Source organism: Cognatundibacterium rivi, assembly GCF_018139565.1.
Taxonomy (GTDB): domain Bacteria; phylum Pseudomonadota; class Gammaproteobacteria; order Burkholderiales; family Burkholderiaceae_D; genus Undibacterium; species Undibacterium rivi.
The window spans coordinates 265,224-287,405 of the sequence record NZ_JAGSPK010000004.1 but is presented as its reverse complement, the minus strand read 5'-3'; the positions used below and the strand labels follow the sequence as shown (position 1 = coordinate 287,405).

The following is a 22,182-nucleotide window of genomic DNA, read 5'->3' as shown; positions in this document are numbered from 1 at the left end:
AGATAAAAAAGAAATGAAAAACTGAATAGAAAAATTTTCTCAAATACGACGGAGAGCACTGGCCAGACGCGAGAGCAACTCAGCGCCTGAGCGCAAGCCAGACACAGATAAGCTGCACACCAATACGATAAGGAGTGTGGCAATTTTAAAAGTGGTTTCAGGAGAATCAGGGTCAGCGACGTCAACAAAAACAACATGATTGACAAGGCATTGAAGGAGAACATATCTGTCGGCAACATAAAATACTAAATATCCCCCGAAATCATCACGCCCTTTTAATACAAATCAAGAAGATGGATTTTTAGCTTCCCGATGAATGCTGCAATCTCATGCAGTAGCGTCATGATCTCTGTATTTAATCAGTATTAAATCTGTTAAATACTAACATTTGCCATACAACATCAGAAAAATAAATGACTTATTACAACAAGTTTCAGCTCAAATAACATCAGCCAATCAGAGTATTGATAAAGATTGGCACTTCACATAAGATAAGAACTGAAAACGAATATTTTCAAGCACCAGGGAGAGCACTGATGGAACAACAACACAGTCACATGCCCGGCTTGCGAAAAGAAAGCACCGATTACGGTATGGGCCACAGGCAGACGCCAGATCGTCTATCGCTAAGCAATATTGATTTTTTTATTTCTTATTGCCATCGAAAAAGTGTCTCTTCTCCAGATGAGACGCAAGACGACATCATCGACTTTCTCGACGAAGATGAACCGAATTTTTCTCTGAAAACGGCTGTTCATCCATGGAAAATCCTGATTACCGACGACGATAGTAACGTTCACGAAACAACCGTACTTGCGTTAAATGGTGTTCGTATTCATGGTCGTCCACTGGAATTCCTGCATGCTTACTCTGCCAAACAGGCTGAAGAACTGATTGTTCAGAATGACGACCTGTCTCTGATCTTACTTGATGTCGTCATGGAAACAGTGGATGCGGGGCTGGAACTGGTCAAAGTTGTTCGTGGTAAATTAGGAAAAAATGATATCCGGATTATCTTACGCACTGGTCAACCAGGTTATGCGCCGGAAGAAAGAGTCAGCAGCCAGTTTGCAATAGATGGCTACACCACTAAATCACAATTAACCCGCTCGCTTCTGATTTCTGTTTTGAACGATACGCTGACGACTGCGAGGGCGCCGTCGAAACAATTACCGAATTAAACATGCTCCTGGTAAAAATGCCGTCCTGTTGACGGTATTTTTTATTAAGTCACCATTCAGCGAAGTAGCGTCAGCCTTCACCACATTGGCTTCACTGCACTGCATTATTCTGCGCCGTCAAAACAGATAGTCTCTCAGTAAATTGAGAGAAGCTCATCCGCCCGATATAATGGCTTTCCCGCTCAGAGGAATGCCATGAAATCAATTACCTGTCTCCATCCTAAATACCTGATTCCCGTTGAACCCAAAGCGACTGTGTTGCTTGCTCATTCATTGGTAATGCAGAACGGAAAAATTCTAGCCGTTCTCCCCGAGGCAGACGTACGCCTGCGTTATCAGGACGCCACGCACATTGAATTGAAGGAACATGCGCTGACCCCTGGCTTTATTAATCTCCATGCGCATTCCGCCATGAGCCTGTTGCGTGGTCTGGCCGATGATCTGGCGCTGATGGATTGGCTGAATCATCACATCTGGCCAGCAGAAAAGAAACATGTGTCAGATGAATTTGTACTTGATGGAACTCTGTTTGCAATGGCAGAAATGATCCGCGGCGGAACAACCACAGTCAATGATATGTATTTTCATCATCAGGCGGTGGCGAAAGCTGGACTGCAAGCAGGAATGCGCACCATAGTCGGTTGCAGTATTCTGGAATTCCCTACCGGATTTGCGCAAAATGCCGGTGAATATCTGGATAAGGCGATTGAAGCATCAACTGCATTTGCGAACCAGGATGGTGTTGGATTCAGACTTGCGCCCCATGCGCCCTATACCGTTGCCGATGATACGTTCAAAAAAATTATAGAACTATCAGAAAAATATGACATGGGCATTCACTGCCACGTCCATGAAACAGTAGATGAAGTCAATGACAGCCTGAAACAATACGGCATGAGGCCGCTGCAACGTCTGCATCAACTCGGTTTATTAAGTAATCGCCTGATCGCCGCACATATGGTGCATGCAGACGATGACGATATTGCCCTGCTGTCCCGTACCGGTGTACACATTGCGCACAATCCAGCCAGCAATCTGAAGCTCGCTTCAGGCTTTGCCCGCATCCATGCAATGCAGACGGCAGGCATCAATGTCGGCATAGGCACGGATGGTGCCGCAAGCAATAACAAACTGGACCTGCTGGGTGATCTTCGTTTAGCCGCTTTGCTCGCAAAAGCACAGTCAAATGACCCGACCGCGCTGGATGCGCACTCAGCATTAGAGATGGCAACCTTGTCAGGTGCCAGAGCACTGGGGCTGGAAGATCAGATAGGTAGCCTGATTACTGGAAAACAGGCCGATATTATTGCTATCGACCTTTCTGCCATTGAAACCCAACCAGTTTTCGATCCTGTATCTCAGATTATTTATGCAGCGGGCCGGGAACAAGTCAGTCATGTCTGGGTCAATGGGCAATGTTTAATGGAAAATCGCCAGTTAACAACTTTAGTCGAACCAAATTTACTTGCAAAAGCAAAGTGGTGGCAGGCGCGTATTGTTAATGACTGACCAGGTATCCTGGTACCAGTTAAAACTTGCATGCCGGTTTGCGATTGCGAAGGGCTAAGACCTGTACAAGTATCGTATTTGTCCGATTTTCAGGAAACAGACACCTGCATGCATTTGCACAGAGATCATTCCGACCATTTTTTACCCTCGTTCACAATGAAACGTTTACCATTTTATTTAACTTTTTTATTCAGCAGCAGTTTCTGCGTTGCAGCAGAAAATCTTAGTACGATTGCCGAACAGAGTAACTTTCAAAAGACAGGGCGTTACGAAGAAGTCGAAACTCTCTGTCGTAATTTCCAGAAAAATTATCCTAAACTGGTGCGTTGTCAGGAATTCGGACGAACCCCGGAAGGCCGTCCGATACTGGCGCTGATCGCCACCAGAACCAATGCGTTCACCCCCTATCTCGCAAAAGAAAAGCATATTCCCGTTACCTTGATTCAGGGAGGAATTCACGCAGGAGAAATTGACGGAAAGGACGCTGGATTTATTGCTTTAAGGGAGTTACTGGACAACGCAGCAGCAAACGACATTTTAGACAAACAGGTATTTATTTTTATTCCTGTGTTTAACGTTGATGGACATGAAAGGTTTGGTCGCTGGAATCGACCTAACCAGCGCGGGCCAGAAGAAATGGGATGGCGTACCACGGCACAGAACTACAATCTGAATCGTGATTACGTCAAAGCAGATACCGTAGAAATGCAATCTATGCTACGCCTGATCAATCACTGGGACCCTTTGGTCAACGTTGATCTGCATGTCACTGACGGAGCAAAATTTGAGCATGACATTTCAGTTCAGGTCGAACCGCTGCACGCGGGCGATGAAGGCTTAAAAGCGGCAGGAAAAAAATTGCAGGAAAACGTGCTTGCGGATCTCAGTAAGACGGGCTCTTTACCTCAACCGTTTTATATGTCGTTTGACAAAGAAGATGATCCGGCGTCTGGATTTGTAGACGGAGTACCGGCACCACGCTTTTCACACGGCTATTTTCAATTAAGAAATCGCTTTGGCATACTGGTAGAAACCCATTCATGGAAAAACTACGCCACCCGGGTCAGAATTACTAAAAACACGATCACCTCAATTCTGGAGCAAGTTGCACGATACGGCAATGAATGGGAAAAAATCGCCTCAGAAGCAGATTTACGCTCAATAAAAATGGCAGGCAAACCTATCCCTGTCACTTATAAGACAACGGATAAATCTCATCTGATAGATTTCCGGGGTTATGCATACACCAGAAAGCCATCAGAAATTTCCGGTGCATTAATGACGAGATACGACGAAAGCAAGCCACAAATATGGCAAGTCAAACTGCGCGATGAAATTATCCCCGATACCTACATCACGATGCCGCAAGCGGGATATATTGTTCCGGCATTCTACGCCAGAATCGTCATTCATAAATTAAGAACTCACGGAATACAATTTCAATCACTCGGCAACGCGCTTAACAACATCGCGGTAGAACGCTTCAACGCGACAAACGCGATATTGTCACCACAGTCAACGGAAAGCCATCAAACACTGCAACTAAAAGGGGAATGGACTGGCGATCAGGCGTCTTTTGGCAAAGGTTCTTTATTTATTCCCTCTGCTCAACCTAAAGCTGCGCTGGTCGCCGCGCTATTTGAGCCACAGGCACCGGATGCACTCGTCAGATGGGGTTTTTTCAATAATGCTTTCGAGAAAAAAGAATACATGGAAGCATACGTCGCGGAAGATGTTGCACGTGAACAATTGGCGGCTAACCCTGAACTCAAATCCATCTTTGAAAAAAAACTGAAAGACGACGCTGAGTTCGCTAAAAGCCCGCAGGCGCGTTTAGAGTTCTTTGCCCGTCGCCACTCATCCTGGGATCAGCAATATCAACAGTACCCGATCTTCAGAACAAATATTTTTCCCAAATAAAATGAATGAGGAGCAAACCTCCTCATTCATTGAAGTAAATCAAATTAGTGGAAAAATAAGTAAGCAACAAAAATCGCAGCGATAACACCGGCAAAATCAGCGATCAATCCCACTGAAATCGCATATCTGGTTTTACGGATACCGACAGAGCCAAAATACAGTGCGACGATATAAAAAGTGGTATCCGCCGATCCCTGAAAAATACAAGCTAGGCGTCCCACAAAAGAATCGACACCGTAGGTTTTCATCGCATCCACCATCATCGCCCGCGAGCCGCTGCCGCTCAAAGGCTTCATTAATGCGGTGGGTAATGCAGAAGTGAAATCCGTATTGACGCCTATCTGTGTAAAAAACCAGTTAAAACCGGCGACAACAAATCCCAACACGCCGGAATTTCGCAGTACTCCAATCGCCACTAACATCCCGACCAGATAAGGAATAATCGTCAACGAGGTTTGCATCCCCCCTTTTGCGCCTTCGATAAATGCCTCATAGACATTCACCTTTTTACGCATGGCGCCAAGAATGAACGCAACAATAATCGAGAACAACAGCAAATTACTGCTGACCTTAGAGAAAACCTCAATTTCTGCGCGGCTCATGTGCTGACTCAGATACCAGACCATGCCAATAATAAAAGCACTGATGCCACCGAGCCAGGACATCACTACCCGGTTAAATAAATTAATTCGCTGACAAATAGCCACGGCGATCAGACCGACGACAGTTGCGACGTACGTCGCGATCAGACATGGAATAAAAATATCGGATGGGTCTTTCGCTCCGAGAACCGCGCGCTGCGCCATGATCGCCAGAGGAATCAGAGTCAGACCCGAGGTATGCAAAACCAAAAACATGATTTGCGCGTCACTTGCCTCGTCTTTTTTTGGATTGAGCGTTTGCAGACTTTCCATCGCTTTCAGACCAAACGGCGTCGCAGCATTATCGAGACCGAGCAAATTCGCCGAAAAATTCATCACCATATGCCCGTTCGCCGGATGACTCTGCGGAACGCCCGGAAAAATTCTGGCAAAAAAAGGCCCAATAATTTTCGCTAATAAATTGATGGCACCCGCTTTCTCACCAATATTCATGATCCCTAACCACAAGGTCATGACACCGGCCAAAGGCAAAGCAATTTCCATCACACCTATTTTCGCAGAGTCAAAAGTACCATCGATAATCCGTTTGAATACCTCAACATCGCCGAGAAAAATCCACTGCCCTAAAGCGGCAATAAAGCTGATCAGAAAAAAACCTATCCAAATATAATTAAGTGCCATAGCGCCAGAAGATGAGATTGCAAGTGGAATCTTTTTAACATGAAAACAAAGTACCGCCGAATGATTTTTTCGGATTCAGGTATAAGTACGAGGTATAGCATTAACAGTTTGTTGCAGTATTTTCCTGAGTATTTATTTTCTTTTGTCAGCGAGGGCGAGTCACAAGACGTTATCTGATCACCCCGTTTCAGGAAAATGACATGTCTAATTTCAGATTTAAAACAGTCACCGCCATCGTTGCCTGCTTGCTCACTGCTGGTGTCTGGCAGATTGCAGAAGCTCATGATCACGGCTGGCGCCATTGGCATCACGACAGGTATGAAGCAGAGCCAATCCGGAACTACAATTATATTTATTACCCGTCACGTCAGGTGTACTTCTCGCCACAATCACAAACATGGTATTGGTCAGATGGACGCAGATGGGAAGCAAATAGCCGACTCCCTTATTTCATTAATATCGATGCGCGTTTCGGTGGCATTCCTGTCGTACTGAGCTCACCTCAACCGTATGTGTATCATCAGTACGTCGAACAAAACTATGGCCGGCCTTGGCGTGAGCGTGAGGTCTGGCGGGCAGATCGGTATGAAGAGCATGAGTGGAGAGAGCGACACAGACATCACCACAGAGAAGACTAATGCTTGATTTAGTTGCCGACGAGTCCGGCCGCAATATTAATAGAAAACCCCAGCACGGCAACATTGAAGAAAAAACTCAACACAGATTGTGCCAATACCGTTTTACGCGCGCTATGGGAAGCGACAGAAACATCGGAAGTCTGTGCGGCAACCGCAATCGTGAACGAGAAGTAAAGAAAATCCCAATAGTCTGGCATCTGTTCGTTATCTGGAAAACGTAATGCTCGCTGCTGTTCCGGAGAATTGTAAAACAACAGCGTGTAATGGAAGCAAAACACCACACCAAGTAAAGCCCAGGAACCCAAGACGGTGACTCCTGCAAATATGTATTTAAGTGCCCGCAGGTCTGGTGCTAATGCGCGGGTGCCGGTCAGCTCTATCACAATCGCCACAAGACTGATCGTTGCTGAAATTGATAATAAGGCGAGTACAGCAACCGCACTGTTATCTTCTTGCATCGCCATCTCGCGGACATGGTAATTTTTTGCACGAACCATCAACCATGCCATCAAAGCGAGATACGACCACACGCCGATATTCCAGCAAAATAACGCACGCGTTGAAAATGCCCAGGTCTCGGGTAAAAATACTGCCACTATTGTCGCGATCAAAAAAGTAGCCACCAGACGTGGCCTGTGCAATAAAAGATTACTCACTGTTTCCGACCTTTATATATATTTGTGAACATGTATCAATAGAAACTTTCAAGATGAGGTGTAGTATAGCCACTGAGATAAGCAGTTCGCCTGGATGTATGCAAAGAAAGCATGATCACTCTGTTGCAAAATGTAGATTTTTTTAAATGAAGAACATTTCGCGTTTCCAAATATCCGGCAATATGTGTGATGAGATAAGCACCTGAATCGGGAGCCTGCAAAATGAACAAACATAGTCATTACTTATCGCTGAACAAGGTTACTGCCGGGATGATACTGGCAGATGACTTGCTTGATAAGGTCGGTCATATTCTGCTTCCTGCCGGAACAACTTTAAGCGAAAACATGCTGCATTCCCTGGCGACGCATGGAATCAGTCAGCTATGCATAGAGAAAGACAACACCCCCAGCCCGGACGAGCTGGAAGAGCGTCAACATAAAATTGAACGTATTCCATTGTTGTTTCGGAAGTATCCTGCCGAAAGACCTCTGAATCTGCTACAAAAATACATACAGCATTACCGCGAAGGAGACTCAACATGAAAACAGATGTTGAAAAAAATGCGCTTCTGCAGGACATGATCAAGCATATGAAAGATCTGCCAATGCTGCCAGCCGTTGCGCGTGAGCTGGTCTCCGTTCTGGAAGATGAAAACAGCAGTCTGGATTTAATCAACGAAAAGATTGCGATGGACCATGCCATCACTGCCAAGGTACTGCGTCTGGTCAACTCATCACATTTTGGTGTTAATTCAAGGGTAGTAACGATTCAGCAGGCAACTGCCTTGCTCGGTGTTGAAAAGATCAAGAATCTGGTCCGTCTGACGATACTTGCCAACCGCAGCTCTGCATCTTACTGCGAGGGATTTAATTTTCAGGCTTTCTGGCGACACAGCGTGGCAACCGCCATTTGTGCTGAATTAATTTCCCGGGCACTTCACATGAAACATGATTTTGCGTTTACTGCTGGACTTTTGCATGACATTGGTCGCTTGGTTCTGGTGACCTATTATCCTGAAAAATATGCAGAAGTCATTAAGCATCGGCAACTCAAGGATTGTTATTTGCTTGATGCGGAACGTGAAATCATGGGCATAGACCATGTCGATGCGGGGCTGACACTAGCGCAGCAATGGTTTTTTGCAGAAGCAATTCAGGATGCGATCAGAGGCCACCATTGCCCGGACATAGCCGGTATACATCCACTGGCATCTGTTGTCCACGTTGCAGATGCTGTGGTGCATGCGCTCGATCTCGCTGATGAAAAAAATGATGTTGTCCCCTTGCTGTCAGCACATGCTTGGGATACGCTAGCCCTTAGCGAAACAGAGTACCTTGGCATATTCCGTGAAACCGAAATGCGGGTTGAGGCACTGAATCAGATTTTAATTTGAACACGATTATTGACTCATGTATCTGGATAAAACGATTTTGGAACAATTGATGTATTTTAAAGATGCGAAATACCGGATCGACGATATTCATTTATTTCGCGATATAACTGATGAAAATCTTCAGCTCATCCGGAATATCATCAAAGACTGTCCGATCGTAAAAGCAAGAGCCGGACAAATCGTACTGGATGCAAACAGCTCAGGCTCCCGTCTGTTCATCGTACTGAATGGTGCTCTCGGCATCACCAAGCTCAATGAAGATAATAATCACATAGAAAATTCCATCACACAGTATCTGCCGGGGGAATGTGTCGGTGAAATATCCGTGCTGGATGAGGAAATTCATTCAGCAACAATTTCTGCATTATCCGATAGTGACCTGCTTGTCATTGAAGCGGAAACCTTATGGCAGCTGATCGATCAATCTAACGGTGTGGCACGTAACCTGTTGCAACTTTTATCGTTCAGAATCCGTACTGCAAACGCGCAAATCCGCAGCAGACAAAAAGTCGGCGAATTCTATCGCCAGTTATCCATGGTTGACGGCTTGACCGGACTGCATAACCGCGCCTGGTTGAATGCACAGCTACCACCGATGATAGAACACGCACATGTGAGTGGTAATCCACTCAGTATTATTCTGGTCGATCTGGATCATTTTAAACGCTTCAATGACGAATACGGCCACTTGCTGGGCGATGACGCATTGCAAACAGCGGCTAAGGTATTGAATGCGGGATTAAGGCCAACCGATTTTGCCGCTCGCTACGGTGGCGAAGAAATGATCGTCATTTTGCCGGGAACCACTCAAAAAGCGGCGATAGGGGTAGCTCAGCGTTTGTGTACCCGCTTGAGCAAGACCAAAGTATTCCCTGATGCAAAAAAGCCGCTGCCACATATTACGGGTTCTTTCGGCGTTGCGACACTTCAAGCAGAACAAGACTTTTTGCAATTGATTTCAGTCGCCGATGCGGCGCTTTATCGCGCGAAAGATGCAGGCAGAAATCAAGTGGCGGCATGATCGTCTCGCAGGCACAAGATGAAAAAAAGGGTTCGATATTCGAACCCTTTTTTATTTCAAACGGCTGCTTTCATCAGAAGCTGTAACCAACACCGAGCGTCACAACAACAGGTCTGAAATCAATTGTCGTTTTGCGCTCAATACTGCCAGTAATCGCCGTCAGATCGGTCTTCACTTTCGCTGCAACAATAGCACCGGTGACGGACCAGCGATCATCAAATTGATATTTGATACCGACTTGACCAGCAAGACCAAACGACTCTTTCAAACTCAACTTTGTCGGACCACCGGTAGCGATATCATTCGATGGTGTTGTAGTTGCGTCAAAAAACTGTGTGTAGTTAAGACCGAGACCAACAAATGGACGTATCTTTTCAGATGGCGCACCAAAGTTGTAGTTCACGAACAACGTCGGCGCCCGTTGCTTAACTTTTGCAATGACTCCGTACGGCCCCATCGTGCCACGACCATACACTTTGTGCTCAGGAGGTAAGCCAGCAGTAAAATCGAGATCAAAGTGATCGTTCAATTTACGTGTAAAACCAAACATCAAGGTCTTGCCGTCACCAACGGTCAAGCCCGCAGGCTGTGGCGTCAAATAAGCTGGGCCATTACTTGTAAAATCCGGCGAGTCGGAATGAATCCAAAGTCCGATGACGCCAGCTTTCACTGTGTTGTCGTAAGCAAAAGCGGAAGAAGCTGACAAAGCTAACGCCAGTGCTGCAATCATTTTAGTTTTTTTCATGGTCATTCTCCCGATTATTTAGCCAGAACTTGTTGGAAGAAACCACGTGCTGCAGCATTACAGAACGGTGGAACCAAAGTGCCGTGATACACACTGGCGACAGCAGTAGCCGGATCTTGTTTTGCTGCAACCGCAGCAGCAATAACACCTGCTTTAGACTGAGCAAAACCAACTTTTGCGGCAGCAAAAGGATCCGCTGCGCTGGTTGGATTTGTATCCACATCGAGCGTTGTCAGATATGCACTTGGGAAACCTTTGGCGAGGAAAAATCCTGCTGTAGCCTGTGTGCTGGCAAAAAACACTGTAGGATCGCTGCCACCACCGCATAACATGACAGGGACGTTTGGAACGTAATTACGCAGATCGTTTTTGACTCCGGCTTTCCGGAAAGCGTTAGCTGGTGAACAATTCAACGGATCCGCTGGATTTGTACCACATGGATTTTTCTGAGCATCTGCAAGGTAGGCATTGCGATAGCTCGTTTTAATCAGGTTACCATCACCAAAAAATCCACTGAATGCCGGTGTTGAAGGGCCTGGCAAAGAGTCCTTAGCAAACATCGCTAAAGAAGGCAATTTACCTGTGGTGAACAAATCGGTCATTGTCAATCCGCCTGGAATCAAGGTTTCAATTCCTGTGGCGTATTTATCTTCATAAATCTCATTCGCCGACGCGTATATGTTGCCATAAGATTTCTGCCATGATGTTGTTATCATTGGCAAAAATACGGTGCCACCTGCATTCGGACTACCCGCAAAAACCGCATCACCCAATAAAGCCATCGCATACGGACCAGACATACCAGCTAAGGCCGAGACTTTAAATTCAGATGCATATTTTTGCTGCATAGCACGCTGCGTTGCCATCGCCACGTGACCACCCTGTGAATAACCAGCGATGACTAACTTACCTGAGTCCTGCGCATTAATTCTTGGAAATGCGGCACGGGCAGCACGTAAAGAATCCACCATATCGTCAGCTTGTTGATCGGCGTTCAGATAAGGATGATAAGTCAGTGAAGATACGTCGTAACCGGCAAAATTTGAAGCAACAACGATAAAGCCTTGCGCTGCATACATTGCAGCAACCAGGGAGGCTTCCGAGTTATCTCTCAAATTAGCCATGTTGAAAGACTTCTCAACTGTTGTGCCGTGAGCATATAACAATACTGGACGTGGACCAGTACATGCCGGATCACTGCCAGAAGGAACCATGATCGCGCCTGTTGCATCAGTTGCTTCGTTTGCACCGCCAACAGTTGCGTATTTCATGTAGTAAGTGGAAATTTCACACTTAGGAGTACCAGTCACCTGCGTCAAACCTGGTTTTTTGGCTTCCAGCATTGCTTTAAAGACGACTGGATCTAATTTCGTGAGCGCTGGACCACTTGCTTGTGGAATTGGCACCAGATTAGGTGGATTTGCGTATAAGGTTCCGCGGGCAACGGAAGTATTGATCGCTGGGCCTTCGCTGCCACTGCCGCCACAAGCCGATAAAACGGCTGCGGACAACAAGCTGAGCGCAATTTGATAATGACGCATGAGTGTCTCTCTCCTATAAGAATTTGTATGTAAGTTACTAAAAACGCTGACTTAAAAGATAAAGGAACGAGCGTTCTAAAAACTTACCGCGTAGTATGTCACCAGCGCAGATGTATTAATAGCTACATTGATAAATCTAGAGGAAACATTCTTAAAATGTTTTCACCCTAAAAGGAATAATAGATGTAGATGAATTGACAGTATAAATTCACAATTGTTTTCCGCAAAGGGGCTTGGTCGTTAATCTTCGCAAAAGCGAATCACTTCTGAAAATATTTCCAGTTGAAACCAACGATTTAGGCTAATCTGAATCGGAAATTCACTGTCATGATGCAGGGCATAGTCCAATGCACTTTCAAGGCTCTCTCCTTGAAACAATTTACTTAACACTGCCCACTCCGTCTGTTCCAGTCGAACGACTTGTGGCTTCCAGTTCTGTCTTACGATCAATCCATAGTTTGCTAGCTCTGTCAGCAATGGAAAAGCAATCGCATCCGATTGTTGGTGCGCAAACCAGATATCCAGCCCTCGCAGGGACGATGTATACAAACTCACCGCTGGATGATTTTGCAAAATTGCAGAGGATAAATTCACGCCGCGCGACGCAACTGTTGCGACAAACACCGGTAAGCTCAACACCGGAGCGTTCGCCGCGTAATATGAACGATGCAATTGCCACTCTAATCTTGCAACGTCTGCAAAATACGGATAATCCGCATTGCATTCCGACGTTGCCAGGTACAACGGCAACTCCGCACCAAACTCATTCAAATCACCAGACTTCGAAGGATAGGCATATCCATACTCAGTTGCCATTTGCCGAAAAAAAACGTCGCCAACAAGTTGATGTAAAACCGGATAAGCATTTTTTAACGTGGCATACCAGATGGCCGCCAGATTATTGCAGCAATATGAAAATCGGCTTAGTGACAATTCGCTTAACGGCAAATTGTCGTTGACCGTGTTTTGCCGTTGCAACAACGCCGCCGCAAATTGTGCCTGCACGCTCGCAAGATCACGCTGCGTCATCCGAGTCCTTTAACCTGAAATCGTCTGGCTGCCGCAATCTGAATTTGCATTGCTTTTTCAGCTTCACTGAGCAAAACAGATAGCGCAGGAATGTCAGTGTCCCATTCGATCAGTACCGGGACATCCGAGCCTAAGCCTTCGCATGCCTGAGCGTATATCTGCCACACTGGCTCCGCAATACAACAACCGTGGTTGTCAATCAGACAGTCATCCGCCTGTAAATGACCAGCTAAATGTATTTCCCCCACAGAGCCTGCAGGGAGTGAAGTAATGCGGTTCAGAGCCAAGAGCGCGCTCTCATGGTGATTTACCTGATTCACGTATAAATTATTAATATCAAGCAAAATGCCGCATCCGGTGGATTTCACCAGTTGGCATAAGAACTCAGCCTCACTCATCTCATCGTGCTGAAAACGAACATAAGTAGAAACGTTTTCAATCAACACACGCTGCTGTAACTCATTTTGTAAATGATCAACGCGATCACAAAACAAGCGCAATGATTCCCGGGTCAAAGGCATGGGTAATAAGTCGTTTAAACTTCGCCCGGCTACCGCGCCCCAGCACAGATGCTCAGAAACCAGACAAGGCTGGATATATCCGATCAGTCGTTTCAGCTTTGCGATGTGCTCTTGTTGAAATCCATGTGCAGAGCCCAACCCAAGGCCAACACCATGCAAGCTGACAGGGTAGTCTTTGCGTAACTGCTGTAAAACATGAAGATCATACCCGCCCTCACCAAAGTAATTTTCCGCGTGTACCTCCAGCCATTGGATATTCACCGGCGCAGTCAGAAAATCTTTATAGTGCTGCGTACGCAGGCCTATACCGGCACCGACAGGATGAGGATTCATGGATGCGGAAAATTTTCCATGCATATCTGCTGAATCAACTGAATTGATATAACGCGTAATTAAGAACTCTTAGGCGCATCAGTTTTTCCGCCCATTTTTTCGCACGTGCCTGCCGGTACTTTTTTCCATTCATCAGGATCATTATCTTTCTTGGCCTGACCTGCGCAAGAATGCGAACCTGATTTCGACGAACAATCGTTCTGCCCCGCCTTAGCGATGCCGTAACACTTCTCTTTCTTCACAGGCTCAGCCGCAGACGCATGGGATGAACCGATCAAGCCTGCAAGCGCAGCAGTGATTATGGCTTTATTCTTCATTTGTATATCCTGAAAAGTAAAATAGTCTGATGTAAAGATGGCGCACTACAACCACTGATAACAACGTGTAACAACAGAAAAATAACAAAGGACATCATCGGATGCAAATAAAAAGTCAGCCTCTGCTCGCCATATCCGACAATAGTAAAATCAAAGCGGGGTGGCGACAATGTTTTAGTCAGCGATGAAATTTATTTGCCAGTATGCTGGCAAAATATCAGTTGTGTCAGCGACGCGCAGTCAGATCAGGCAAATTCCCGACTCTGCTTGAATTAGTGTATGCTGCGCCCTTTTTTGAATGCCTGAACGGAGATCCTATGCAAAAACTGAGTTTTAGCCTGAATGGCGAATTTGTAGAATTAAACCAGTTACTGAAATTAGTCGGCATCTGCGAAAGTGGCGGCGCTGGCAAAGTCATCGTTGCCAGCGGCGATGTCAGCGTTGATGGGCAACAGGAATTGCGTAAAACGGCAAAAATCCGCGCAGGTCAGATCGTCCGCCTTGGCGATGTAGAAATACGCGTCCTCGCTGACTGATATTCATCAGGCTGGCGCTTTTTCCTGCACATCCGCAGAGCTAGCATCTGCCGTCAGGTTTGCCATAAAACGGGCAAGCATATTGTCCATCGTATCAACGTGATGTTCAAACCAGTGCGGCAACTCTTCAGCAAGACGCGCCGCCAATTCCGTATCGCCTTCCTCTTCAACACGGCGACGCACCTCACGCATCACTTCCAGTACGGCTTCGTGTTCTTGCCGGTGACAGCCAGCAGGTGGAAATGCCGTTTCTTCCATCCAGCAATTTTCCTGTTCAAAATGTTCAATCGAGTGCGCGATCAGTGCATCCAGACGCTGAATAAATGTATCAGGATTATTTTCAGACAATGCTGCGCATAATTCCACGAATTCATGATGAATATCGTCCATCGGTGCGTAACTTAAACTCAGCCGATCTGACCAACCCCAGGTATTTTGTGTCATGTTTTTTCCTGTGCAATGAAGTAGCGAGATTATGGCTGATCAGTTCAAAGATTGCTTGCGTAAGATCATCTGACAAATAAAAACAGCGCACTTAAAAGTGCGCTGTTTTGAAAAATGTATTAACTACTACGCTGTTGACGTGCAATACGAGCAATTAAGCTGTGGTATTAATATTCTGACCAAGATATGGCGGCAGATTTTGTACCTTATTCGGATTTGGAATCGCCTGAATTAACGCGGTTGCGTTTTCAGTCTGGAGATCCATTGCTTTTTTTAACACAGCAATACTCACTGCCTGGCTGGTACCAACATCTGCGAGCGTCGTTGCAACATTTGCTATACCTGTAACGTCCATGACAATTCTCCTTATCAAACGTTTTTATTAACGGCTGAAGATAAGGTTTACTTTAATTTTATTTTAAAGATGTCGAAAAATTTTTCTGGTGTAATTCAGCAAGTATCCATTTCAGCACATCGATCGTCTTATTTAAATCCAGCCAGGCCAGGCCAGGGCGAAGATTCTCTGGTGCAGCAACATCCGAAGCAACTGCAACAATATGCGGATCATCAGGAAAAATAGCAGGTTTGCCAAGCGCTGGGCGATACACCTCGATTTTCGGAATGGCCTCCCATTTATAGCCTTCAACAAAAATCAGGTCAGATGACGACAATCTTGGCAAAATATCCATCAGCGCCGGCTCACTCTCTCCACGCAGTTCGCGTGTCATCACATAACGATAAGGCGAGACCAATAAAACCTCTGCCGCGCCAGCGGTGCGAAAGCGCGCACTATCTTTTTGGGGTGGCTCAATAATGATGTCATGGTGACTATGCTTTACAACATTGACCCTATGACCAAGAGTACATAACTCCTTCACTAGGAATTCCAGCAGTGTCGTTTTTCCGCTGCCTGACCATCCAACCACACCAAGTATGTTCTGCGCCATCTGCTGCAACCTAAAGTAATAGTGGTGCCAGTATAAACATATCTGTCGCAAACAAAAGCAGAGTCAGCGTCCCTGTTTGATTGTCAAGTTGCAATGTAGTCATGTAGTAACAATTCGATGGCAAACTTCTGTGCACCGCAACAATCGACAAAAATTCAATATGAGAGTCCTCTCAAGCAAATTTGCCATCGTTCTCGTTTTCATCAGCAATCTGCTCAGTTCTGCGGTTTATGCTCAGGACAACCAGATTATTATCGGGCAGGCCATTGATTTATCTGGCCCGAATGGCAGTATCGGCCGCGACTATGTGGCTGGCATCACCACCTATTTCGATAGTCTGAATACCAGCGGCGGCATCAACGGACGCAAAGTAAAGTATCTCGCCAGAGATGATCAGGGCATCCCGGCACAATCAGTCAAAGCCGTCGCCGAATTGCTGGAAAAAGACAGAGCAGAATACATGCTGGGTGGCATCGGGGCACCAGTGACCGACGCCGTTGTCAGCTCGCCAAAATTTGTACAAAGTGGACAAACCTTGTTTGCACCATTGATAGGCTCTGTCAAAAGTTACGGTAATCGTGTCTTATTCTGGCGCCCGAGTCCTGAGCAGGAAATGCAATATATTTTCTCTTACTTTGACAAACTCGGCATCAAAAGCGTCGGCATCGCCATACAGGAAAACAGCGTCAATCAGGACATGTTTCAATACGTGAGCAACGAAGTTAAAAAACGCAAGATGCAAATGAGTGGCATTGTGCATATCAATAATTCTCCGGCCGATATTGAGCGTGAATCAGCCGCATTATCGAAAGCAAATCCGAACATCGTCATCGTCGTCGCAGATACCCTGAGTACTGGCCTGTTCTTAAAGGAATTCCGTAAATATGCGCCAAGAACATTTGTCGCCGGTATGTCATTGACGAATCTCGATACGCTGGCGGAAGTCGCCGGTGCCAAATCACTGGAATGGACCGTGTTTTCGCAGGTTATACCGAATCCTCAGGGCAAGAAATCCATCGTGCAGATCGAGCACAGTAATATGATGAAAAAATTCCGTGACGAAGATTTATCCTCACTGACATTTGAAGGTTTCGTCGTCGCCAAGACTCTGGCAAAAGCGATACAGTTATCGAAATCAGGTAAAGACGGTCTGCAATCGATCGCTAACCAGAAATCGACGATGGATCTGGGCGGCATATTGCTGACCCCGCACGAAGGCAGCTACCGGATGTCGAGTTACGTTGACATTGCCTTATTCCGCAAAGGTGGCGGCCTCATGTTCTGATGTCCTGATGCTCTGCCGTCGGTTCGCATAAAAAAAGCCTCTCACATAGAGAGGCTTTTTTGCATCCAACATTTCCACATCGAGTAACTGATCAGCCGCTGTTTCTCAAACCAGCCGCAATACCATTGATCGATAAATGGATGCCACGGCGCACCCGTTCATCGGTATCACCCTGACGGAAACGTTCGAGTAACTCGACCTGTACGTGATTCAATGGCGACAGATAGGGGAAACGATTCCGTATCGAACGCGCCAGCAAAGGATTCGCCGCCAGCAACTCATCCTGTCCGGAAATTGATTTCAGCACATCTATCGTCAATGTATGCTCGGCTTGAATCCGTGGGAAAATTCGCTGGCGCAGACTGTCATCCTTGACCAGTTGTGCATAACGGCTGGCAATCCCGATATCGCTTTTTGCCAGCACCATTTCCATATTCGACAGCACGGTGCTGAAAAAAGACCACTCGCGGAACATCGCTTGCAAGGTCTGCAAACCATGGTCAGGATGTGCCTGCAAATACGCCTGCACAGCAGCGCCAAAACCAAACCAGCCCGGTAACATCAGACGGCATTGCGCCCAGCTGAAGACCCACGGTATCGCACGTAAATCTTCAATCGCTGTTGATTTCTTACGGGATGCCGGACGACTGCCGATGTTCAGACCAGCTATCTCAGAAATGACTGTCGATTCCCAGAAATATTGCTCAAAACCTTCGGTCTCGTAGACCAGGTGACGGTAGGCTTTAAAGGCATGCGCAGATAACTCTTCCATCGCCGATAAAAACTCGGGACGCGGCGGCGCTTCCTGATGCGCGAGCAAACTCGCTTCCATCGTCGCGGCCGCCAGCACCTCCAGATTGCGGCGACCGACTTCCGGATTACCGTATTTGGCGGTAATGACTTCGCCTTGCTCTGTCAGACGAATCTGCCCTTGCACTGCACCGGCAGGCTGCGCCAGGATTGCCTGATAGCTGGGGCCACCGCCACGACCGACAGAACCACCGCGACCATGAAACAAACGCAGGCGTACCTGATGCCGCGCGAACACCTGTATCAGATCAAGTTCCGCTTTATACAATTCCCAGCCTGAGGTCAGGAAGCCGCCGTCTTTATTACTGTCCGAATAGCCCAGCATTACTTCCTGCGCCTGCTGACGGCTCGCGAGCAAACGTGCATAAGCAGGAATCGCAAACAGCCTGTCCATCACCGGTGCGCTGTTCTGCAAATCCTCAATAGTTTCAAACAGCGGAATAATATTCACATCGAGACGCCCTTCTGCCGGATGCAGCAAACCTGCTTCTTTCAGCAGCAAAGCCAGTTCCAGCATATCGGAAACGCCATCCGTTTTTGAGATGATGCAATTCGGTACCGCGCCATCGCCATAACGTTGTTTCGCCTTCGCAGCAGCGCGGTAAATCGCGAGTTCCGATTGGGTTTCTTCAGAATAAGTCAGATACGGCGATGCCAGAGGCCGCGCAGAACTGATCTCTTTGACCAGCAACTCAATCCGCTGATCTTCATTCAAAGACAGGTAATCCACTTCCGGATTCGCGGCCTGTAACAGCTCGGCGACCACGCGTTCATGCACATCGGAATTCTGCCGCAAATCAAGTGGCGCCAGATAAAAACCAAACACCCGCACCGCCCGCCGCAGATGGCGCAGACGACCACGGGTAATCGCCGCAGAACCATTGCTGATCAGGGATTGGTGGATGATGTCGAGATCAGCCGCCAGCTCTTCGGAATACGCATACGGCGTCGCGTCGCCACTGGGTGGTATCGCCGGCAACAGACCAAGTAATTGTGTATATGTCGCCGCCAGACGCGCGTAGATACCGCTGATCGCAAGGCGATACGGTTCATCAGCACGGTGCGGCGAATGATCGGGCGAACGCTGCGCGAGCGCCAGCAACTCATCGGACACTTTTACCAGCAAAGTTGCCATCGACAACTGCGAGCCCAGCGTGTGTATCTCTTCCAGATAAAACTTGAATGCACGCGTCGCCTGCATTGCCATTGTTTTTTCCAGTATGGACGCAGTGACGAAAGGATTACCATCGCGGTCACCACCGATCCAGCTGCCCATTTTCATGAAACTCGGCAATTCCGTTTGCTGTAATGACGGATCTTTGGATGCCAGCAGATCTTCCAGCCCCGCATACAGATGCGGCAGTTCGCGCAGGAAAGTGTAGTCGTAAAAACTCAGGCCGTTTTCCACTTCGTCGAGCACCGACAGCTTGGACATGCGCAACATGCGTGTCTGCCACAGCGTGAGTACGGCGCGCGCCAGCGCTTCCTCATTCGCGCCCGATTCTTCCGGTGTCAGTTGCATGCGATCACGCTCATCCAGCAAACGCGTAATCACCATCTGGCAATTCAGTATGCTCTTGCGCTGCACCTCGGTCGGATGCGCAGTCAGCACCGGCGCCACCTGCGCATGCTCAAAAAAATCCAGTAACTGCCGCGTGCTGTGACCGGTACGGTACAAAGCCTCGATCGTAAAAGCCAGACTACCCTGACGCGGAGCCGAGCCTGCGATCTGATGCGCACGCGAACGGCGGATGTGATGCTGATCCTCAGCCAGATTCACCAGATGTGAAAAATAGCTGAACGCCCGGATTACTTGCGTGGTCTGGTCGTTGGTCAGCGTATTCAGGGTCGATTCCAGCTCAACACGTGCAGCCTGATCGGCATCACGACGAAAGCGTATCGAGTTCTGCCGCACCCGTTCTATCAGCTCGAAAGCCTCGTCCCCATGCTGATTTCTTACTGTATCGCCTAACAGGCGCCCCAGCCGGCGTATATCTTCACGCAGGCTCTGATCTTTATCATCGTCTTTATCGGTCATGTTGAGTTAGTAGTGGAAGTGAAAATACATGCTGGGAAAATTGTACGTGAGCCGGGTCAGTGGATTGATGAAAAATCTTGCCGCTTTTGCGCAATCTCACGCGCGTCGCCTGATAGTTAATGCAGTTGTTTTTTCTGAACAATATCAACGTACATCAGAAAATGATCAGTTAAAACTAGCTTACCCAGTGAGCTTGACGGCAGACTTACAGCTTAGCGATATCCGCCGCCGCTTATACAGGCGAAAACACGGCTGCAGCGCCCCGCCTGCGGCAAGCCAGATCGTTCGCCAATTGATGTCAGGCAGCTTTTTTGAGCTTCTGACTGCGTTTGACTGCGTGCAACAAACCTTTGGTTGAACTGTCGTAATCTTCTTTGACGGCTGCAGGATCAAGGCTAATCAATTGTTGCGCGAGCGACTTGCCCAGCTCGACGCCCCACTGGTCGAATGCATTGATATCCCAGATCACCGATTGCACGAATACTTTGTGTTCGTACAACGCAATCAGCGCCCCCAGCGAACGTGGCGTGAGGCTGTCCAGCAACAGGGTTGAGGTCGGGCGATTGCCTTCAAACACGCGCGGTGCCAGCATTTTTTCCGGTAAATCACCGAGTTCAGCGCGTACTTCTTCCATATTTTTGCCGAGCGCCATCGCTTTTGATTGTGCAAAGCAATTCGCTAGCAAGGCCTGATTGTGTCCGGGTAAGCCGGCATCATCATCGGCGACGACAATGAAATCCGTCGGGATGATCGTCGCGCCCTGATGCAGCAACTGAAAATATGCATGCTGCCCATTCGTGCCCGCTTCGCCGAACAGAATCGGCGAAGTCGTGTAATCGACACGCTGGCCTTCACGCGTCACCGATTTGCCGTTGCTTTCCATTTCCAGTTGTTGCAGATACGCGGGCACACGCGTCATGCGCTGATGGTAAGGCGCAATCGACAAGGCATGCAGGCCGAGGAAATTAATATTCCAGACGCCGATCAGCGCCATCAGCACCGGTAGGTTTTTTTCCAGCGGTGCCTGTGCAAAATGCAGATCCATTTCATGCGCACCAGCCAGCATTTCTTCAAACCTGTCCATGCCGACATACAAGGCAATCGACAAGCCAATCGCGCTCCACATCGAATAACGTCCGCCGGCCCAGTTCCAGAATGGAAAGACGTTTTCCGGTGCAATACCAAAATCGGCGGCGGCTTTCACATTCGTACTCAAGGCCACGAAATGCTGACGAATCTGTTCGGCCGGACAACCATGCGCGAGCATCCATTCGCGCGCGGTGCGGGCATTGGTCAGGGTTTCCATCGTGGTGAATGTTTTGGAAGCGACCACAAACAAAGTCGTTTCCGGATCGGCATTCGCCAGCGCATCAGCCACATGACGGCCATCGACATTCGACACAAAATGCAACGACAGATTTTTCTGTGACCACGGCGCGAGTGCGATACACGCCATCTGCGGCCCCAGATCAGAACCGCCTATGCCGATATTCACAATCGTGCGGATCGCCTTGCCGGTATAACCGCGCCAGTGTCCGCCGCGCACCGCATCGCTGAAACTGCGCATCTGTGCCAGCACCTGATGCACATCAGCAGCGATATTGTCGCCATGTAGATAAAAACTTTCACCTTTTGGCAGGCGCAACACGGTATGCAGCACCGCGCGGTTTTCGGTGAGATTGATGGCTTCACCACGCAACATCGCATCACGCCGCGCTTCGACATCCTGTTGCCGCGCCAGTGCCAGCAGATTCAGTTTTGCCGTGGTATCGATGCGCTGTTTCGAGTAGTCGAGCAGAATGCCGCAAGCGGAAGCGGAAAAATGGCTGAAGCGCTGCGGATCAGCGCGGAACAATTCTTTCAGGCTGGGCAAATTGGTGGCGCGTTGCTGCAACAGGCACCAGAGCGGAGTACGGGAAACAGAAGTGGCCATGAGCGTGCTTTTTATCTTAACTAAGACCGGAAAAACATAAAAATGGGGGGGGTATATCTCATTTTTGCCTTTATCTCCTTGAAAACAAAGGCGCTTAAAAA

21 protein-coding genes are annotated in these 22,182 nt (G+C 47.7%); 9 read left to right on the top strand and 12 right to left on the bottom strand.

Annotated features, from left to right (window positions below; genetic code table 11):
* Positions 1 to 536 precede the first annotated feature (536 nt).
* The 3 genes from KDM87_RS13025 (at position 537) to KDM87_RS13015 (ending at position 4,610) form a co-directional block, all read left to right on the top strand.
* The gene (locus KDM87_RS13025; protein ID WP_212679478.1) at positions 537 to 1,181 is read left to right on the top strand and encodes a response regulator; all 645 of its coding nucleotides are present in this window, start codon (positions 537 to 539) and stop codon (positions 1,179 to 1,181) included.
* Between the two features lie 195 nt (positions 1,182 to 1,376).
* Complete coding sequence (locus KDM87_RS13020) at positions 1,377 to 2,690, top strand: TRZ/ATZ family hydrolase (RefSeq protein ID WP_212679477.1); 1,314 nt, start codon at positions 1,377 to 1,379, stop codon at positions 2,688 to 2,690.
* A 156-nt stretch (positions 2,691 to 2,846) separates the two neighbouring features.
* On the top strand, positions 2,847 to 4,610 hold the full coding sequence (locus KDM87_RS13015) for a M14 family metallopeptidase (protein ID WP_212679476.1): 1,764 nt from the start codon (positions 2,847 to 2,849) through the stop codon (positions 4,608 to 4,610).
* Positions 4,611 to 4,654: 44 nt separating this feature from the next.
* On the opposite strand, the gene KDM87_RS13010 is transcribed toward KDM87_RS13015, so the two are convergent.
* On the bottom strand, positions 4,655 to 5,893 hold the full coding sequence (locus KDM87_RS13010; protein WP_212679475.1) for a nucleoside recognition domain-containing protein: 1,239 nt from the start codon (positions 5,891 to 5,893) through the stop codon (positions 4,655 to 4,657).
* Positions 5,894 to 6,093: 200 nt separating this feature from the next.
* Here KDM87_RS13010 and KDM87_RS13005 point away from each other — a divergent pair, with 200 nt between their 5' ends.
* Complete coding sequence (locus tag KDM87_RS13005) at positions 6,094 to 6,531, top strand: hypothetical protein (RefSeq protein ID WP_212679474.1); 438 nt, start codon at positions 6,094 to 6,096, stop codon at positions 6,529 to 6,531.
* Positions 6,532 to 6,539: 8 nt separating this feature from the next.
* Here KDM87_RS13005 and KDM87_RS13000 read toward each other — a convergent pair whose 3' ends face one another.
* Positions 6,540 to 7,154, bottom strand: a complete 615-nt coding sequence (locus KDM87_RS13000; RefSeq protein WP_329604935.1) for a DUF1345 domain-containing protein — start codon at positions 7,152 to 7,154, stop codon at positions 6,540 to 6,542.
* A 255-nt stretch (positions 7,155 to 7,409) separates the two neighbouring features.
* On the opposite strand from KDM87_RS13000, the gene KDM87_RS12995 reads away from it, so the two are divergent.
* From KDM87_RS12995 to KDM87_RS12985, 3 genes are read left to right on the top strand one after another with little or no spacing between them, the layout of a single operon-like run.
* A complete protein-coding gene (locus KDM87_RS12995) occupies positions 7,410 to 7,730 on the top strand; it encodes a hypothetical protein (RefSeq protein WP_186885204.1) in 321 nt (106 codons plus the stop codon).
* Entirely contained in the window at positions 7,727 to 8,581 is an 855-nt protein-coding gene (locus KDM87_RS12990; RefSeq protein ID WP_212679473.1) for an HDOD domain-containing protein, read from the top strand. Before KDM87_RS12995 ends, KDM87_RS12990 begins: the two co-directional genes overlap by 4 nt.
* Before the next feature lie 49 nt (positions 8,582 to 8,630).
* Positions 8,631 to 9,602, top strand: coding sequence for a GGDEF domain-containing protein (locus KDM87_RS12985; protein WP_223827012.1), 972 nt, complete (start codon positions 8,631 to 8,633; stop codon positions 9,600 to 9,602).
* Between the two features lie 73 nt (positions 9,603 to 9,675).
* Here the strand turns inward: KDM87_RS12985 and KDM87_RS12980 are convergent, their stop codons facing one another.
* The 5 genes from KDM87_RS12980 to KDM87_RS12960 form a co-directional block, all read right to left on the bottom strand.
* Positions 9,676 to 10,347 (bottom strand): OmpW/AlkL family protein, encoded by a 672-nt coding sequence (locus tag KDM87_RS12980; RefSeq protein WP_186898003.1) that lies wholly within the window; start codon positions 10,345 to 10,347, stop codon positions 9,676 to 9,678.
* Between the two features lie 14 nt (positions 10,348 to 10,361).
* On the bottom strand, positions 10,362 to 11,888 hold the full coding sequence (locus KDM87_RS12975) for an alpha/beta hydrolase family protein (RefSeq protein WP_212679472.1): 1,527 nt from the start codon (positions 11,886 to 11,888) through the stop codon (positions 10,362 to 10,364).
* A gap of 240 nt (positions 11,889 to 12,128) precedes the next feature.
* Entirely contained in the window at positions 12,129 to 12,893 is a 765-nt protein-coding gene (locus KDM87_RS12970) for an HvfC/BufC N-terminal domain-containing protein (RefSeq protein ID WP_212679471.1), read from the bottom strand.
* Positions 12,894 to 12,913: 20 nt separating this feature from the next.
* Positions 12,914 to 13,771: an MNIO family bufferin maturase gene (gene bufB, locus KDM87_RS12965; RefSeq protein WP_230407760.1), complete on the bottom strand. Its 858-nt coding sequence runs from the start codon at positions 13,769 to 13,771 to the stop codon at positions 12,914 to 12,916.
* 59 nt (positions 13,772 to 13,830) lie between these two features.
* The gene (locus KDM87_RS12960) at positions 13,831 to 14,088 is read right to left on the bottom strand and encodes a BufA1 family periplasmic bufferin-type metallophore (RefSeq protein WP_186897999.1); all 258 of its coding nucleotides are present in this window, start codon (positions 14,086 to 14,088) and stop codon (positions 13,831 to 13,833) included.
* Positions 14,089 to 14,405: 317 nt separating this feature from the next.
* Between KDM87_RS12960 and KDM87_RS12955 the strand changes: the two genes are divergently transcribed.
* Positions 14,406 to 14,624: an RNA-binding S4 domain-containing protein gene (locus tag KDM87_RS12955; RefSeq protein ID WP_186885302.1), complete on the top strand. Its 219-nt coding sequence runs from the start codon at positions 14,406 to 14,408 to the stop codon at positions 14,622 to 14,624.
* 6 nt (positions 14,625 to 14,630) lie between these two features.
* Here KDM87_RS12955 and KDM87_RS12950 read toward each other — a convergent pair whose 3' ends face one another.
* The 3 genes from KDM87_RS12950 to mobB form a co-directional block, all read right to left on the bottom strand.
* Complete coding sequence (locus KDM87_RS12950) at positions 14,631 to 15,068, bottom strand: hemerythrin domain-containing protein (protein ID WP_212679469.1); 438 nt, start codon at positions 15,066 to 15,068, stop codon at positions 14,631 to 14,633.
* Positions 15,069 to 15,222: 154 nt separating this feature from the next.
* The gene (locus KDM87_RS12945; RefSeq protein WP_212679468.1) at positions 15,223 to 15,423 is read right to left on the bottom strand and encodes a YjfB family protein; all 201 of its coding nucleotides are present in this window, start codon (positions 15,421 to 15,423) and stop codon (positions 15,223 to 15,225) included.
* A 58-nt stretch (positions 15,424 to 15,481) separates the two neighbouring features.
* The gene (mobB, locus tag KDM87_RS12940; protein WP_212679467.1) at positions 15,482 to 16,015 is read right to left on the bottom strand and encodes a molybdopterin-guanine dinucleotide biosynthesis protein B; all 534 of its coding nucleotides are present in this window, start codon (positions 16,013 to 16,015) and stop codon (positions 15,482 to 15,484) included.
* A gap of 160 nt (positions 16,016 to 16,175) precedes the next feature.
* Here mobB and KDM87_RS12935 point away from each other — a divergent pair, with 160 nt between their 5' ends.
* Positions 16,176 to 17,300: an ABC transporter substrate-binding protein gene (locus KDM87_RS12935; RefSeq protein WP_212679466.1), complete on the top strand. Its 1,125-nt coding sequence runs from the start codon at positions 16,176 to 16,178 to the stop codon at positions 17,298 to 17,300.
* A gap of 91 nt (positions 17,301 to 17,391) precedes the next feature.
* Here KDM87_RS12935 and ppc read toward each other — a convergent pair whose 3' ends face one another.
* Together ppc and pgi are read right to left on the bottom strand one after the other, a co-directional pair.
* Positions 17,392 to 20,148, bottom strand: coding sequence for a phosphoenolpyruvate carboxylase (gene ppc, locus KDM87_RS12930; RefSeq protein ID WP_212679465.1), 2,757 nt, complete (start codon positions 20,146 to 20,148; stop codon positions 17,392 to 17,394).
* Positions 20,149 to 20,446: 298 nt separating this feature from the next.
* A complete protein-coding gene (gene pgi, locus KDM87_RS12925) occupies positions 20,447 to 22,081 on the bottom strand; it encodes a glucose-6-phosphate isomerase (RefSeq protein WP_212679464.1) in 1,635 nt (544 codons plus the stop codon).
* Positions 22,082 to 22,182: the final 101 nt, after the last annotated feature.

What these genes read in the sequence shown, in the direction of transcription:
- KDM87_RS13025 (WP_212679478.1), top strand. Translation starts at nt 537, where the DNA reads ATGGAACAACAACACAGTCACATGCCCGGCTTGCGAAAAGAAAGCACC.
- KDM87_RS13020 (WP_212679477.1), top strand. Translation starts at nt 1,377, where the DNA reads ATGAAATCAATTACCTGTCTCCATCCTAAATACCTGATTCCCGTTGAA.
- KDM87_RS13015 (WP_212679476.1), top strand. Translation starts at nt 2,847, where the DNA reads ATGAAACGTTTACCATTTTATTTAACTTTTTTATTCAGCAGCAGTTTC.
- KDM87_RS13010 (WP_212679475.1), bottom strand. Translation starts at nt 5,893, where the DNA reads ATGGCACTTAATTATATTTGGATAGGTTTTTTTCTGATCAGCTTTATT.
- KDM87_RS13005 (WP_212679474.1), top strand. Translation starts at nt 6,094, where the DNA reads ATGTCTAATTTCAGATTTAAAACAGTCACCGCCATCGTTGCCTGCTTG.
- KDM87_RS12995 (WP_186885204.1), top strand. Translation starts at nt 7,410, where the DNA reads ATGAACAAACATAGTCATTACTTATCGCTGAACAAGGTTACTGCCGGG.
- KDM87_RS12990 (WP_212679473.1), top strand. Translation starts at nt 7,727, where the DNA reads ATGAAAACAGATGTTGAAAAAAATGCGCTTCTGCAGGACATGATCAAG.
- KDM87_RS12985 (WP_223827012.1), top strand. Translation starts at nt 8,631, where the DNA reads ATGTATTTTAAAGATGCGAAATACCGGATCGACGATATTCATTTATTT.
- KDM87_RS12980 (WP_186898003.1), bottom strand. Translation starts at nt 10,347, where the DNA reads ATGAAAAAAACTAAAATGATTGCAGCACTGGCGTTAGCTTTGTCAGCT.
- KDM87_RS12975 (WP_212679472.1), bottom strand. Translation starts at nt 11,888, where the DNA reads ATGCGTCATTATCAAATTGCGCTCAGCTTGTTGTCCGCAGCCGTTTTA.
- bufB (WP_230407760.1), bottom strand. Translation starts at nt 13,771, where the DNA reads ATGAATCCTCATCCTGTCGGTGCCGGTATAGGCCTGCGTACGCAGCAC.
- KDM87_RS12960 (WP_186897999.1), bottom strand. Translation starts at nt 14,088, where the DNA reads ATGAAGAATAAAGCCATAATCACTGCTGCGCTTGCAGGCTTGATCGGT.
- KDM87_RS12955 (WP_186885302.1), top strand. Translation starts at nt 14,406, where the DNA reads ATGCAAAAACTGAGTTTTAGCCTGAATGGCGAATTTGTAGAATTAAAC.
- KDM87_RS12950 (WP_212679469.1), bottom strand. Translation starts at nt 15,068, where the DNA reads ATGACACAAAATACCTGGGGTTGGTCAGATCGGCTGAGTTTAAGTTAC.
- KDM87_RS12945 (WP_212679468.1), bottom strand. Translation starts at nt 15,423, where the DNA reads ATGGACGTTACAGGTATAGCAAATGTTGCAACGACGCTCGCAGATGTT.
- mobB (WP_212679467.1), bottom strand. Translation starts at nt 16,015, where the DNA reads ATGGCGCAGAACATACTTGGTGTGGTTGGATGGTCAGGCAGCGGAAAA.
- KDM87_RS12935 (WP_212679466.1), top strand. Translation starts at nt 16,176, where the DNA reads ATGAGAGTCCTCTCAAGCAAATTTGCCATCGTTCTCGTTTTCATCAGC.
- ppc (WP_212679465.1), bottom strand. Translation starts at nt 20,148, where the DNA reads ATGACCGATAAAGACGATGATAAAGATCAGAGCCTGCGTGAAGATATA.
- pgi (WP_212679464.1), bottom strand. Translation starts at nt 22,081, where the DNA reads ATGGCCACTTCTGTTTCCCGTACTCCGCTCTGGTGCCTGTTGCAGCAA.